We start from the raw sequence: 15,234 nt of genomic DNA, 5'->3' as shown, positions 1-15,234 counted from the left end.
AGAATGCTCCTTGTTGTAATAATTATCAGTAGTAGAGCTTTTGCTCTTACCAATACCAACCTATCAGCTTCATCGATGAACGAAACAAAAACGATGCGTTTTTGAACGATTTTCCTGCTCAAGATCACTGTCTAACACAAAAGTTTAGGCCATTAATTTTGCCTAAATTAGCAATCCTAGATTTAATATCCACTATTGAGGGTTTTATGAAATGATCGACTAAGGAGCGAAAAACTCCGCTCCTTAACCTAAAGCTCAGCGCCTAATAGGCGGCAAAAAGCTCAACCATACTACCCGTTTGCTGGGCAGAAATTGTGAAATGGACATACCCAGCGCGCTCGACGTCAAACTCTAAGTATTGCGACTCTCCTTGACCTTGAGTGCTCAAGTCAAACTGCTGCTTAGACGCCCAGCCCGTAAGACCAACAAACATCTCTACCGGCGCTTGTTGCGGTTGCAGACCTTTCAACCAGACTCTGACTGTCCCTGGTTGACTGACATACAAACCTGCATAGCGAACGTTATCTATGCTGAGCGCTTTTGCTTGACTGTTTTCTAGCACAATTGGAGTTCGTTCATCGCTATGTACTGCGTGTTTGTTTTTTGCGTACGTGGTGACTTCAACCTCATTGAACGCTTCACGAGCCGTTAAACTGAAATAGTAGCGACCTGGAGCTATCAAACCATTGGCTTGTGGCTTGAATACGATCACTTCCTCGCTGCCCTGCTGGTACTCCGAGATCTGGAAGTCATAGTAGTGCGCCACTTGCTGGTAGCTCGCGTAAAGATCCGCGTCGCCGTCGCCAGTTATCGACACTTGGAACTGCTCTGTTCCTTCTGGCACATCAACGTAAAACAGCCGCTCTTGATAGGCGGTTGCGGCAAAACTTTGGGTTTGATTTAGGGCAAACGGCTGGTGCGAATCTGTTTCTGGTTTCTCACCTTGGTCCGTGTCCTTGTCACCACTTGCAGGCTGCGCGACCTCTTCTAGCCAAACGCTAAACTCTTGCTCGAGTGCAAAGCCCAACGCTTTCACCTCACGAGCCCAAGCCGAATAGTCACCACGACGTGCCAATAGTAATAAGCGCTCAACTTCACTAGGGTGCTGTTCGAACATAAAGCGCACCGCTAAGTAGCCCCAGCGATAAATACGATTCACGTCGTGCTGGTAGTTGGTGGCAAACACCTCACTCAGTGATAAATTTTGCGAGCCGATCAGATCAAGCGCAGCCTGATAATCTTTCTGGTAATGCATGTACTCTGCAAAGCCCTCTAACCACCAGACAATATGGCCCTCACTCAGGGTTTGATTGAACCCCCCATACAGATTAAAACGGCCATCAAGATAGTGTACATACTCGTGCTCTAGGTTAAGGATCGCAAGTTCGTCACTGGCGTAACGATAAGCTAAGAATCGCGCTATGTTGCCCTGTGCACTCGGATCCCCTTCTAAGTACTGTCCCCCGTTATCGGTGCTGTTACCAAACAGAAAATTTGAGTAAGTGGTGTATGCAGCGTTGTCTTGCCACACTACCACCTCAACCCGATTGTTGACGTCATCCGCGACTGGAACGTGCCCCGAGTTGACCACTTGGTGAAAGTGCTGTTCTTGCTCATTGAGAATCTGGCAGGCTTGCTCTGCTTGTTGGTCTGTCAAATTCTGCGAGCGAATGATCGCTGGACCGTTGCATTCGAATCGATGGGCCAACAAACGCTGTTCTAACTGCGCCTTACTCGCTGCAATGTTGAGCTGGCGTGCTTTGTCTGGTGCATAGTGTGCCACCATTTCCGCGGCCCCGATCCACAGCTTTTCTTGCTCAGAACCAAGCGGATAACGGCTCAGGATACGTTCGAGAAACGGCATGACTTGTTGATTCAGTTGAGTATTGCGCCCTGCCAACAATCGCCCAGTTTCACGCACCGCGTTGTAAACAAGGAACTCCGCGTCGCTCCCCATCGCCCAGATGTTATTGTCAACAAAGCGTTGCAAACGGTTTAAGTAGCTGGGATTCGATACCAACGCGGCGTAGAACTCATCTCGAGCAACATGGCCACTCATAGCTCGAAACAGGTTGTTTAGTCCATCCACATACTGCAAATTTTCGCTATTGCTGCGATCAAATGTCTCTAGCAGTGTTAGCATCGCCTCCAACGTCACCGGCAGTTGCTTAACACTGTCGACCAACAAAGTCATGGATGACATGGCTTGTACCTGCTCACGACCTTGCAACTTAGCGTGCGGTGAACGAATAAACTGCAACGATACTTGAGCGATAGTGCGGCTAAAATCGGATGAGAAGTACCCATGTTGATCTCGCGTGGCATAACGAGCGTAATACGCCGCCTTGAGTAACTCACTCATATTGGCAATACGCTGCGCCTGTTGCGATTCCCCGCGATAATCAGTGACGGCTTGGGTGAGCGAGTTGACCAGCGGCGTCAATGACGATTCACTATATAAGCTATGTGCGGCTTCGGTCGGTGCGTTAAACCAAGAGGCATAACACGATGAATCGGCGTTGGCCACTTGTGTCACCCACTGTGGAGAAGCCACCAAATCTTGATACTGGCACGGCTGCTGCGCTTGAGCGGCAAGACTCCACCCACTAAGCAGCATTGCGGCGGTCAACTTGGTGACAGCCCATTGACGTTGTTTCATTATTAACCCTCTGTTTTTAATAATATTTGGTCGGCGGGTTATAACAAATATCAATCTAGTGACTAAAATAACATCACGTAGGAACTAGACTCTGGTCCAGAAATCTTTTGCTGCTATCACTAAGCAATCGTTTGTATTAAACACTTATTTAACAATTAGTTACTGCTAAAAAACTGACGTCGAAACCGTTCGACCTGTTGCTGGTAATAGTGTTGCCATTGGGCATCACTCATCTGACCATGAACGATGTCTCGCTCGGCATTGAGTGTCTGTTTGAGTTGTGCGAGTTGTGTCTGATAATCGGCAACTTGCTGCGTCTGAGTCGCAACTTGCTGCTCTCGGGTTGCAATCTCACTCGCTTGCGCTGGCGTTAAATAGAGCGATGACAGTTGCTCGACCACTTGTTGCCTTTGTGGCCATGTATACGTCAGCGGCATCAGACTTATCGCCTTTTCAAATGTGGCCAACTCACTCACTAGGCCCAAGGTAGTGTGGTTGTGTTGCCAACGCTCAAGCAGTTGCTGATATTGAGCCACGTACTCTTCGGCGCTGACGGCATTTAGCGCTTGCGCCTCGAGCGTAAAGTCGTATAGAGCAAGCTCATCGGCTAAGAGTCGATGCGCGTCTTGTCCCCAAACCTGCTCTGCTTGCAGTTTCACCTCAGCGACCCTCTCACCCACACTTGATAACTGTGACAGTTCAAGCGAGCCCATAGTGAGCTGCCACTGACGTTTGAGTTGCGGATAGTTGGCGAGCAATGAATAAAGTTCAGGTGCCAACGTTGAGTCAAGTTCGACGAGCTGTTGTGAGCAATTATGCTCACTTCGGCAGGCGAGCCAGAATGACTCGAGCTGTTGTCGCAGAGCTCGGCCCTTCAATGTCGCGAGTTGCCGTGATAAATCATCGTCCGAGACAGGCACATTGTCTTGAACTCGGCCAGAGCGTTGCTCAGCCTTACGCACAGTGCTTAAACTCGCGTTGGTATCAGAAAAAGACGTTTGCTGGGTGTCAGCAACTTGCCTTTGCGGCTCGACACCCCACCAAGTGATCATGCTCGCCAACAGGGCGAGCATGAGAACCATCAATAGGCGCAGCATTACTCAATGACCGCCGTCACCGGGAAATGGTCTGAGAGATTATAGTGTTGCCATAACCGCTCATCAGTGGAGCGAGGGACATCAACGCGGTTGTTGTTTTCAGCCTTGATGAGATACTCGTTACTAACCATCACATAGTCTAAATACTCGACGTTCTCACCACCGGACATCGGCTCGCCGGCGAAATCGTTAATACGCGGGTCAAACGTTGAGGCGGTGTAACCCGAGTAGCTAGGTTCAACCGCACTCAAGTTGGCGATCATCTGCTGATAGTCTCCGGGGAACTTACGTTTATTGACGTTAAAGTCGCCGCTATATACCACGGTTTCGCCACGCGGGATGTCAAGCGATTGCGCCATCTGACGCATCTGCTTGAACTGCCGCTGACGATAGTCGCGGGCGGTATCGGTGTCATACGAGGCGGTATGCGTGGCAAACACATGGTAAGCCTTACCACCTTTAATCACTTCTGCGTAGTTCACCCCTTTATCTGCAAAGCAGTCTGTTCCTGTGCAATCTGGAAACACGTATTGCGCTTGATTGACGATAGGATAGCGACTGACGATCATCACCCCACCATCGTGGATATTAAATCCCGCTTTATCGAGCATCTTTGTTTGGTACGGATACTCTTTCGCCAGTTCACGCAAGAAGGCCTCGCGCCCGCTAGCGAACACCTCCTGCAGCGCAATAACGTCGTACCCCTTCACATAATCAGGGATCAAGTCGAAACGGTCATCGATATGCGACGCAATCGCGGGCAACGCCCAAATGTTGTAGGTCATGATTTTAAGTGTCTCGGGGTTGGCCTCCACCACTTCGTCGACTTTTTGCGGGGTAATGGTGTAGTAAAGATCGTCGTAGCGGGCGGTGTTCACCGACTTAAACGCCAATTCTGCCTCACCTTGACCGAAAGAATGACTGGTGTACCTATGCACTTGGCGATCGTTTTGCAAAGCAAGGGGAACATCCGCCGCAGACACACCGTACTCGATGCTTGAGTTATACCAATGGCCTTCCATCACTTGCTGAAGGGTAACACTTTCACCGCGGGGGTTAGACACCACGGTCTCAAAACGGTAGGTCTCGCCTGCCTTAACCCCTTCCCAACGATTAAAGCTCATCACTTGCTTGGTTTCCCAAGGCCCGAGTGTTTGCGTGTGCTGCTGCCACTCTTGCCCATAGCTCAACAAATCACTGCCTTCATGACTGACCTGAATCGTCAAAGCCTCGCCCGAGTTATTGGTGAGGTAAAGATCTGTATCCGCCAAAGCCGGAGCCACCCAAATGGAAGCCATGACGCAGGCAAACTGCTTTATATTCATCCTGTTATCCTTGTTGTCGTTTGAAGGCATGAATTTAGAGCATATGCTTTACATCAATGTTATGAATATGTGACAGTCTGAATCAATATGAGTGGCAAGATTAAAACGAGAGGTCGACGCAAATTACGTGCAACAAGGTCATGCTTTATAACGTATCGGTGTGAGATGGGTGGGGTTGTTCCGCGCACTCTTCTTTCACAATACTAAGAGAGTGCAAAAAGGGAGCATCGCGCTCCCCCTGTTAATCTTTGTTGCGGATGTCAGCCACTCAATTTATTTGGCAACCAGATAGTAATGCAGCTTATCTTTCATCTCGGCGCGATTATGCTTCATCAATAGCATTTCTTGATCGCTGATAGGCGAGTCGCGCATCTCGAGTTTACGGATATCTTTATCGAGCTGGTTATATTCTCTCATCAAGCTTTCAAACCCCTCATCGCTTTGGGATAACGTGAGGATGGTTTGTTTGTACTCTGGAAACTCTTTCAACAGTGAGTGGTCTTCACCAAGCATATGTGCACCTTCCTATTTACTAAACGGTTCTACTGACTACTTTTTAACCATAGCAATGAAAGAGAATCATTAAAGCGATCCATAGCACTTACTGACATGAAACTTTTGCAAGCTAACGCTCGCTGTCGGTGGCACGATAGAAGTGATTGAATCCAGGGATGTTTTTCTCCCAAATCGGTGGTGTGCCAATATGGTTTTGCACAGCGGAGATAAAGGCTTTAACTAAGGCCGTCTGCTTTCGGTGTGGGTATAAGGCATAGAGCGCAAGGCCTGGATAAGAGAGTGTGTGGTTTGTGAGTAGAGGCTTGAGCTGCATCTCAGCAATAGGTCGATTCAAGTTGGACGACGAAATCATGACATAACCCAAACCGTCTCGTGCCGCGGCAATTAATGTCGTCACATCATTGACTTTATACTGACCACGCATTTTATACGCCGATGTCTCTCGCTCGCCCGGGCGCTCACTCAAACGCATGGTATCCACCACGAACTCACGATTGCTGTATAACACCGATGGTAGTAGAGCCAGTTGCTCTGGTGTTTGCGGTTCGCCATATTGGTCGAGAAAGCTCTCCGACGCCAAAATCACGGCTCGAATATCGGCGACTTTCTTGGCAATCAAGCTAGAGTCATCCAACCTACCCAATCGGAAAGCGACATCAAAATGGTCTGAAATAATATCGGATCGCTTATCGTCAAGCAGCAGTTCTATTTCAACATCAGGATAGCGGCGCATGAACTGACTGATCACAGGTTGTAAATGATTCTGGCCTATATGATAGGGAGCAGTAACCCGGATGCGTCCTTTCGGCTCCACTTGATAGGAGTCGGCTATCGATTGAACCTGATCCAAGGTTCCGACTAAGCTGTAAGCCTGCTCTAAAATTTCTTCGCCTGCTGGGGTGAGGGAAAAAGAGCGAGTCGAACGATTGAGCAACTGAACACCGAGCGCCGTCTCAAGCTTTTTTATCTGCTTGGATAGTGACGAATTGTCCATATCGTGCAGCGCGGCGGCCTTGGTAAAGGAGCCTTGCTGAACCACGTCGATAAACAATGAAAGCTGGTTGACCAATGCCATAGATTAAGCTTGTTTTTGCGCGCGTTGCCAATGCACTAACCACTTGTCGAGGTGATTAGCAAACTGTTGCCTGTCTGCCTGGTTCAGTGGCGCAGGCCCGCCCGTTTGAATGCCACTACTGCGCATGGTTTCCATAAAGTCACGGATATTCAAGCGAGATTTGATGTTTTCTTTGCTAAACATCTCACCACGCGGACTCAGCGCATGGGCGCCTTTAGTGATGATCTCATCGGCAAGGGGGATATCACTGGTAATAATAAGATCACCCGCTTGGCAGCGTTTCACGATTTCATTGTCTGCTACGTCAAACCCGGCTTGCACTTGAAGCATGGTCACTTTGTTAGAGGCTGGTGTACGAATAAACTGATTGGCGACCAGAGTCACCTCAACCCCAGTTCGCTCTGCGGCGCGGTACAGAATGTCTCTGACGACCACTGGGCAGGCGTCTGCATCGACCCAAATTTTGTTCAAACTCTTTTCCTTATAACTGCTAACACCCGATAACCCGAGCGATTGCGGCCATTAGACCGCAAAGCAGGCCATCACGATAGTGTTATTTAAACTTCACCGCTGTGCCGCTAACACTGACCATCATCATGCTGCCGCCTTTTCCGACCACTTCATAATCAATGTCGATGCCGACGATACCGTCCGCGCCGAGATCTCGTGCCCTAGCTTCCATTTCTTGGAACGCAATTTCACGGGCTCGCCCCATCTCTTGCTCGTAAGCCCCTGAGCGGCCGCCGACCACATCACGAATCGCACCAAACATATCTTTAAAGATATTGGCCCCTAAAATCGCTTCTCCAACGACCACACCCAAATAATCTTGAACCGGGCGACCTTCTACAACTGAAGTAGTGGTTTTTATCATGAAAGACTCCTTTTTGCGGTTCACTTTACTCTCATTAATCGATGTTTGACGGTTTCAAGCTCAAACTCTTTCACTTGAGAACGCGGCATCTTCTCGATCTGCTGAATCATGCGCTCACTATAACCTTTGCGCTTCATCCACTGCATCGGTTCGGTAAAGCTATCTTCGTTGACGACATACGACTCGCCTTTGTGCTCGCCCGCAAATACGCTCACCACCCACACCCGAGACTGAAAATCGAGTACGTCTAGTAGGCTGGCCTTTAGTTTATTGAACATAGTAAAACACCGATTAACTGGATAATAACCATACCCCGACGCCCATCATTAGCGTGCCGGCAATTCGGTTAAGCAAACGCACATTTTGTGACTGACCAAGCAGCCGCTTGAGCCCTTTGCCGCCTGTGGCGTAAAGGGTCATGCAGACAAACTCGAACAGCAAGATAATGGAGACCAGTACCACCAATTGTGGTGTGAGTGCGCTATTTTGGTCGATAAACGGAGGCAACAGAGAAATCATAAATGCCCAACCTTTCGGGTTCGCTATAGCTGTCACAAAGCCTTGTACCACTAAATCCCAGTCGGAGTGTACTGCGTCCGTTTGCTGTTCGAGGTTAATGGCTAACTTCCCACGCGAGCGCCACATTTGTACACCCAAATAAAACAGATAACCACCACCAATAAACTTTAGCGCGACAAACAACCAAGGATAGTTGAGCATCACCGCGGCAATGCCAAGCACAGCAGCGACGGCAACCAGCCCAACTCCGACCAACTCGCCCGCCATCATCCATAGGGCACGGCGATAGCCAATGCTCATTCCGAGCGTAAGTGCCAATGTCATACACATCCCAGGTGTAATCGAAACAAAGAAAAAGGTTGGAATAAACATTCCCAGCAAAGCGGTATTCATAGCGGTGACTAATAATTATGATTCTTGCTTCTAACATAATCGAATGTGCTCACAAAACCAATCAGCTTATTGCTCACGCCAATGGTAACCTGAACAAATCATTCTATAATCAATCCCCTATATTTGGATATTGTGCAAAGGAGGCTTGTTTGCTTTTATTCCGGACAGCCGTTGTCATGCTCGTGGTATTCCTCTCGGCCTGCAGTACACTCGATGAAACGCAATTTGGCGAAAAGCCGACGTCGTACCATTTTGGTTACCAAGCACACTCTCCTCTGGCTGGCTATTTTGAAGCCTTGCCAACCCCTAACGACTCACAAACGGGCTTTTTGCCGCTAAATTTTGGTGAAGATGCGCTATTGGCGCGCTTAGCCCTAATTGAGTCTGCTCAAACGAGCCTTGATCTGCAGTACTATATTTATCGCAATGATGAAACTAGCCATCTATTGACTTGGCGACTGTATCAGGCGGCAGAGCGTGGTGTGCGCATTCGACTATTACTCGACGATATGCAGCAGCGCAACGATCGCCATATGGCGGAGCTTAACCGCCATCCCAATATCGAGATTAGGCTGTTCAACCCACATCAATACCGCCAAGCTAGGGTGTTAGCTATGGCCAGCGATTTCGAACGCCTCAACCGACGTATGCACAACAAGTCGCTAACGGCCGATGGTGTCGCCAGTATCGTTGGCGGCAGAAACATCGGCAATGAATACTTCGCCTTCGAGTCTGCGGTCGAGTTCGGTGACTTCGACTTGCTGCTGTTTGGTGAGGCGGTAGAGCAAACAGCGACCCAATTTGACCTCTACTGGAACAGTCGTTATGCCATTCCTATAGAGTGGATCGTCACTGAAAGCCGAACTCTCACCCAGAGCGATATCCAAAAAGCAGTGGACACGCTGCAGTTAGAACAAAAGTTCTCCTCTGGACGCTACAACTTTACTGACTTAGCGCTCTACCAACAGCTGATTCAAGGCAGTATCAAACTTTATTGGGGAAAAGGGGCTGTTTGGTACGACCATCCCGACAAAGTCGAACATCAACAAAGCCAGTTGGTCGAGAATTTGAGCCAACTTCTTGCTACAGCAAAGCAATCGGTGGTGATCATCTCACCATACTTCGTCCCAACAGAGTCAGGCACTGAAGCACTGATCGCAGCCGCCCAACGCGGTATCGATATCACTATTGTCACCAACAGTCTCGCCTCCAATGATGTCTTTGCAGTGCACGGCTGGTATGCCAAATATCGCCGGCCTCTAGTTGAGGGAGGCGTTCAGCTTTGGGAAATCAAATCTACCGCAAACAGTAACAGCCAGTGGAGTATGACAGGGAGCAGTCGAGCGAGCCTACACGCTAAGGTCGTGATGGTTGATCAGCGCGTGCTGTTTGTCGGGTCTATGAACTGGGACCCAAGGTCAGGCGAACTCAACACCGAAATGGCCGCAGTGATTGAGCAACCTGAGTATGTGGAGAAAACCCTAGCGCGCTTGCCTAACGAATTAAAAAACAACGCCTACTTGATGGGTGTTGAAGATGACCAACTGGTTTGGCGCGATCTCAGTACGGATACAAGATTAACCAGTGAGCCAGACGCCAGCATATGGCGCCAAATTGGCGCTTGGCTGGCAGGACTTCTGCCGATAGAAAATCAGCTTTAGAGGAGTCATAGGTGAATAAAGCGTGACTACCTATGCACTCTCGTGAAGCGTCAAATAGGATGTGCACTCAGTTTCTCAAGTAATGAGAAACGCCTCCTTGTTAACAATTAGAATCTTTGACGTTAATTTTGACCATTTATAGTTGTAAAGACCATAAATCAAGGTTAACAAGCTGTTAAATAAACCAAAATACTAGTGATGCAGATCACATCTACACATTCAGTTGAGCGATTTGCTTTTCGATTTATCAATACCCCTGCTAACCTCCTGCTCGCCTTGAAATGAACTCAAGGTGCATAACTATAAGGAGTGTTCACTATGAATACCAAGAAACCGATGTCGCTAACCAGCCGTGTCATTATCGGTATGGTCGCAGGTATCTTGACAGGCTTTGCGATTCGCAGCTTATTTGCAGACAACGGATTTGTCGATGCATACATTGTTAATGGATTATTCGAAGTCGGCGGAAAAGTCTTCGTCGCCAGTTTAAAAATGTTAGTGGTTCCGCTTGTGTTTGTTTCACTGGTCTGCGGAACTAGCTCATTAAAAGATCTATCGACACTCGGTCGTATGGGCGGTAAAACCCTGGGCTTCTACGTCGTGACAACCGCGGTTGCAATTACGCTTGCCCTTACTATGGGTCACCTTTTCCAACCGGGCGCAGGTGCCGATTTAACCGCAGCCAGCTCATTTAAATCTGCCGAGGCGCCTTCACTGGGGCAAGTGATCATTGATATGTTCCCGACCAACCCCATAAGTGCTATGGCGGAAGGCAAGACGCTTCAAGTGATAGTTTTTGCAGTGCTCTTTGGCATTGCTATCAGCGCAGCGGGTAAACCAGGTGAACGTATTGCGGCCTTTTTCTCAGATCTCAACGAAGTGATCATGAAGCTGGTCGCCATTCTGATGCATTTAGCGCCATACGGTGTGTTCTTCCTGATGGCTAAGCTGTTCACAGGCTTGGGGCTAGGCGCCATCGTCAACCTCGCTGAGTACTTCTTGGTGTTAGCCGGAACCTTAGTACTGCATGGTTTAGTAACCTACAGCGTGATGCTCAAAGGCTTTACGGGATTAAGCCCGATCACCTTCTTGAAGAAGATGGAAGACGCGGTGATGTTTGCCTTCTCTACCGCCTCTTCAAATGCCACCATTCCTGTCACCATGGAAACGGCGAAAAATCGTATGGGTGTCGCAAACCGCGTATCATCGTTTACGGTTCCGCTCGGCGCGACGGTGAACATGGATGGTACGGCGATCATGCAAGGTGTGGCAACAGCATTTATCGCTCAAGCGTTCAATATCGACCTCACCATGGGTGACTATCTGATGGTGATCATGACAGCGACTCTCGCTTCTATCGGTACCGCTGGTGTACCTGGGGTTGGCTTAGTGATGCTAGCGATGGTACTCAATCAAGTCGGCCTGCCGCTGGAAGGCATCGCGCTTATCATGGGGGTGGATCGTCTGCTGGATATGATTCGTACCGCAGTCAACATTACCGGTGACAGCGCAGTCACTGTGATTGTCGCCAAATCAGAAGGCGCACTCGATGAAGCGCGATTTAACGACCCAATGGCGGGAGAGAAAGAAGAAGAGGTCCATTTAAAACACTCTGAAGCTTAGTTCTCGCTTGCTATCTAGAATAAACCCGAGACAGTGAATCTCGGGTTTATTGTTTCTGCTCAATGAGTTCACTCACTGCGCATTTTTTCTTCCCCTGCGACTACGCAAATGTGACCAAAAGCAGCCATAATTAACAAATCCATCAATAGCATTGATAGGGCATTAATCATGGCGTCTAACCGTTGGATCCTCTTGTTTGTTACCTTCCTGACTAGCATTGTCTGGTCGGTGATCTCTTTCGCTGCTCCCTCGTTTACTGCGCCTCCTGGGCTCAGTACGGCCGCGGCGGCGCAACAAAAACACGGCAACAGCTTTCTCCAAACCAAAGGGGTTGTGGGGCACGGATTGGCCTTGGATAGTCATGGCGTCGGTGTGATTGTGGTGTTTACTGAATCGCCCGGTATGTCGGGCATTCCAACCGTAGTTGACGGCGTAAAAGTCAAAACCGTCTACAGTGGCCGATTTTACGCGCTTGCGCCTCCGGTATGTGGCGGGCCACCAGCCCAGCGCCCGGCAGAGTGTTTTTCGGACCCTGACCCCGAACCCACCGTTGACCCGACCGCGCGTTTTGAGCGTCCGGTCCCGATTGGTGTGTCGACAGGTCACCCAAACATTACCGCTGGCACCATTGGGGCGAGAGTCTCCGACGGCACGCAAGTGTATGCGTTGAGCAACAATCACGTGTTTGCCAATTCCAATCAAACCAATGTACCAGAAAACATTCTTCAGCCTGGTCCTTATGACGGTGGAGTCGAAAACGGTGACACCTACGCCACACTGGTCGACTACGAACCCATTTTGTTTGACGGCTCCGCCAATATTATGGACGCCGCGATCGCACTGAGCGACGTCGCCTCACTGTCTACTGCAACACCCGCCGATGGCTACGGCACACCTTCCTCCAGTGTCGAAACGGCCTCGCTTGGCCTCACTGTAAAAAAATACGGCCGCACTACCGGTTTTACCCAAGGCACGGTAGACAGCATTAACGCCACGGTGAACGTCTGTTATGAGGGAGGTTCGAGTTGTACTAAATTGGCCACATTCGTTGGGCAAGTCGTTATCACACCAGGGACGTTTAGCGCAGGGGGAGATTCAGGCTCACTGATTGTCGCCAACGATAGCAATGCCGCAGTGGCACTGCTATTCGCGGGATCTTCCTCTTACACCATAGGATCACCGATAGAACCTATTTTGCAGCGCTTCAACGTCACGATTGATTCCGGGGCGCCGCCTCCGTCCGGTGGTGATTTTGCGTTAACCGCATCAGGGTATAAGGTGAAAGGCCAGCACAGGGTGAACTTAGACTGGAGTGGTAGTGAGTCGGCCCAAGTTGACGTCTACCGCAATGGCGTGCTTATTGAGACTATGGCTAACTCCGGCTTCTATACCGACAACATCAATAACAAAGGCGGGGCAACTTATAATCATAAAGTTTGTAACGCCGGTAGTGATACCTGCTCCAACACCACAGTCACGGTGTTCTAACACGACGGACTCCCCAAGCACGGTGTCATTTGACAACATTGCCTCGGCCTGACTGACCGAGGCAATTTTATTGCTGACAATTCAACCAGATCCAAACCTAACTCACATACCCCCTGCCATTTCAGCCTTACAATAAGTTACATCATAATAACAACTCACTTTCAAAGGAGTGACAGCATGAAACTGCCGCGGTCCCTTGTCGTTCTGCTTTTATTGCCTTTCTCAACCTATGTCGCCGCCTCTCCAGAGCAGGTACTGCCTTTGACTCAATCGACCATTGGCTATACAGCACTGCTCATTTTTTCCGTTGCCTATACCCTAGTGATGCTCGAAGAGTATCTACAGCTGAGAAAGTCCAAGCCAGTATTGCTGGCCGCAGGGGTCATCTGGGCGATGATAGGTTACGCCTACACTCAGTATGATCAAGTTGAGGTCGCCAAAGCCGCGCTAGAGCACAACTTACTGGAATATGCTGAACTATTGCTGTTTTTGCTAGTGGCAATGACTTATATCAGTGCCATGGAAGAGCGAAGACTGTTTGACGCCTTGCAAGCCTGGATGGTCGGTAAAGGATTTAACTTTAAAACCCTATTCTGGCTAACGGGGATATTGGCCTTCTTTATTTCTCCGATTGCCGATAACCTAACCACGGCACTGCTGATGTGTGCAGTGGTGATGAAAGTGGCGGGCGACAACACTAAATTTATCAATCTCGCGTGCATCAATATCGTGATTGCGGCCAATGCCGGCGGGGCATTCAGTCCATTTGGCGATATTACTACGCTCATGGTTTGGCAAGCCGGACACGTATCGTTCTCTGAGTTTATGCCGCTGTTTCTTCCCTCCGTTCTCAACTACTTAGTGCCAGCGATCATCATGTCGCAGTTTATTCCCAATGCAAAGCCCGATGTCGTTCACCAGCATGTAGAACTTAAACGAGGCGCACGTCGAATTGTGGGTTTGTTCATTCTCACTATTGCCACCGCTGTAGCATTTCATGCCGTACTGCATTTCCCACCTGTCGTCGGTATGATGATGGGCCTCGCCTACTTACAGTTCTTTGGCTTTTTCTTGCGTAAAACGCTCAAAACATCTTTGAAAAAGAAAGCCCTGCGCGCGATTGAAAATCGAGACGATTACGCACTCAAGCGTTTAGGTTCTGTGGTGCCGTTTGATGTTTTTCGTCGAGTCTCCCATGCGGAATGGGACACCTTGCTCTTCTTCTACGGCGTGGTGATGTGTGTTGGAGGGTTAAGTTTGCTTGGCTATCTGGGCCTGATTTCGGAGGTCATGTACACCCAATGGGATCCGATGTGGGCGAATGTGATGGTCGGTATCTTATCCGCAATCGTCGATAACATTCCGGTCATGTTCGCGGTACTGACCATGGAGCCTTCTATGAGTATGGGCAATTGGTTATTGGTCACACTCACAGCTGGGGTTGGCGGTAGCTTACTCTCTATTGGCTCAGCGGCTGGCGTGGCACTAATGGGCGCCGCCCACGGCAAATACACCTTCTTCGGGCATTTGAAGTGGGCGCCCGTCATAGCGATGGGGTATGCCGCTAGTATTGGTGTCCACTTAGTCCTCAACAGCGCTCTATTTACTTGAGGTTGACCCTGGGTTGAAATCCCGTTTTTGCCACGTACTCGCGAGTTGGTATTTGGCGCATACGCTGCAAGTTAACAGTTCATTGTTACCATGAATGCGCATCACAATGTCGTCGCGCTTCTCTTTCGAATTGTTGCGCATTTGAATGGTCAGAAAGTTATCGTTCACTTCAAAGGGCTTGGTCATATCTGGCCCTTTCGCTTTTACAATAGTGACATGAGCGTCGCGAAACTCGAGGCGGTCTTGATTATACAGGTTGTCGTAAACCCCAGTGAATTCATAGGTTTGTTTGTTGAACATACGTTCGGTTTGTTCGTCTGAGCACCCTGTAAAAGTGGTGGTCATGGCGATAAATAACGCCATGTTGACGAGCCAACGCTGTATTCGCATTCC

14 protein-coding genes are annotated in these 15,234 nt (G+C 49.2%); 4 read left to right on the top strand and 10 right to left on the bottom strand.

All coding sequences use genetic code 11. The features are described 5' to 3' along the window. Nucleotides 1-262 precede the first annotated feature (262 nt). From FCU94_RS17615 to FCU94_RS17575, 9 genes are all read right to left on the bottom strand, one after another. Complete coding sequence (locus tag FCU94_RS17615; protein WP_176289773.1) at nt 263-2,659, bottom strand: M9 family metallopeptidase; 2,397 nt, start codon at nt 2,657-2,659, stop codon at nt 263-265. Between the two features lie 155 nt (nt 2,660-2,814). Continuing rightward, nucleotides 2,815-3,756, bottom strand: coding sequence for a chromosome partitioning protein ParA (locus FCU94_RS17610; protein WP_176289772.1), 942 nt, complete (start codon nt 3,754-3,756; stop codon nt 2,815-2,817). Continuing rightward, entirely contained in the window at nt 3,756-5,081 is a 1,326-nt protein-coding gene (locus FCU94_RS17605) for a sphingomyelin phosphodiesterase (protein ID WP_176289771.1), read from the bottom strand. The genes FCU94_RS17610 and FCU94_RS17605 overlap by 1 nt, the downstream gene beginning before the upstream one ends. Nucleotides 5,082-5,354: 273 nt before the next feature. Further along, entirely contained in the window at nt 5,355-5,594 is a 240-nt protein-coding gene (locus FCU94_RS17600) for a YdcH family protein (protein WP_176289770.1), read from the bottom strand. Nucleotides 5,595-5,706: 112 nt separating this feature from the next. After that, complete coding sequence (locus FCU94_RS17595) at nt 5,707-6,672, bottom strand: LysR family transcriptional regulator (RefSeq protein WP_176289769.1); 966 nt, start codon at nt 6,670-6,672, stop codon at nt 5,707-5,709. Nucleotides 6,673-6,675: 3 nt separating this feature from the next. Next, on the bottom strand, nt 6,676-7,143 hold the full coding sequence (locus FCU94_RS17590) for a YaiI/YqxD family protein (RefSeq protein ID WP_176289768.1): 468 nt from the start codon (nt 7,141-7,143) through the stop codon (nt 6,676-6,678). 82 nt (nt 7,144-7,225) lie between these two features. Continuing rightward, nucleotides 7,226-7,546 (bottom strand): heavy metal-binding domain-containing protein, encoded by a 321-nt coding sequence (locus FCU94_RS17585; RefSeq protein WP_176289767.1) that lies wholly within the window; start codon nt 7,544-7,546, stop codon nt 7,226-7,228. Nucleotides 7,547-7,566: 20 nt separating this feature from the next. Next, entirely contained in the window at nt 7,567-7,824 is a 258-nt protein-coding gene (locus tag FCU94_RS17580) for a hypothetical protein (RefSeq protein WP_176289766.1), read from the bottom strand. A gap of 13 nt (nt 7,825-7,837) precedes the next feature. Next, entirely contained in the window at nt 7,838-8,458 is a 621-nt protein-coding gene (locus FCU94_RS17575; protein ID WP_176289765.1) for a LysE family translocator, read from the bottom strand. Nucleotides 8,459-8,634: 176 nt separating this feature from the next. On the opposite strand from FCU94_RS17575, the gene FCU94_RS17570 reads away from it, so the two are divergent. The 4 genes from FCU94_RS17570 to nhaD all read left to right on the top strand — a co-directional run bounded on the left by FCU94_RS17570 (nt 8,635) and on the right by nhaD (nt 14,841). Beyond that, complete coding sequence (locus FCU94_RS17570) at nt 8,635-10,119, top strand: phospholipase D family protein (RefSeq protein WP_176290081.1); 1,485 nt, start codon at nt 8,635-8,637, stop codon at nt 10,117-10,119. A 318-nt stretch (nt 10,120-10,437) separates the two neighbouring features. Continuing rightward, nucleotides 10,438-11,742 carry a dicarboxylate/amino acid:cation symporter gene (locus FCU94_RS17565; protein ID WP_176289764.1) on the top strand — a complete coding sequence of 435 codons (1,305 nt, stop codon included), beginning with the start codon at nt 10,438-10,440 and terminating at the stop codon, nt 11,740-11,742. Nucleotides 11,743-11,910: 168 nt separating this feature from the next. Next, a complete protein-coding gene (locus tag FCU94_RS17560; RefSeq protein ID WP_176289763.1) occupies nt 11,911-13,230 on the top strand; it encodes a hypothetical protein in 1,320 nt (439 codons plus the stop codon). Between the two features lie 177 nt (nt 13,231-13,407). Beyond that, nucleotides 13,408-14,841 (top strand): sodium:proton antiporter NhaD, encoded by a 1,434-nt coding sequence (nhaD, locus tag FCU94_RS17555; RefSeq protein ID WP_176289762.1) that lies wholly within the window; start codon nt 13,408-13,410, stop codon nt 14,839-14,841. Here nhaD and FCU94_RS17550 read toward each other — a convergent pair. Further along, a complete protein-coding gene (locus FCU94_RS17550; RefSeq protein WP_176289761.1) occupies nt 14,830-15,231 on the bottom strand; it encodes a hypothetical protein in 402 nt (133 codons plus the stop codon). The two genes, nhaD and FCU94_RS17550, sit on opposite strands and share 12 nt — an antisense overlap. Nucleotides 15,232-15,234: the final 3 nt, after the last annotated feature.

It is taken from the genome of Vibrio sp. JPW-9-11-11, from assembly GCF_013369335.1.
Lineage (GTDB): Bacteria > Pseudomonadota > Gammaproteobacteria > Enterobacterales > Vibrionaceae > Vibrio.
This window is presented reverse-complemented; position numbering and strand designations above follow the sequence as displayed.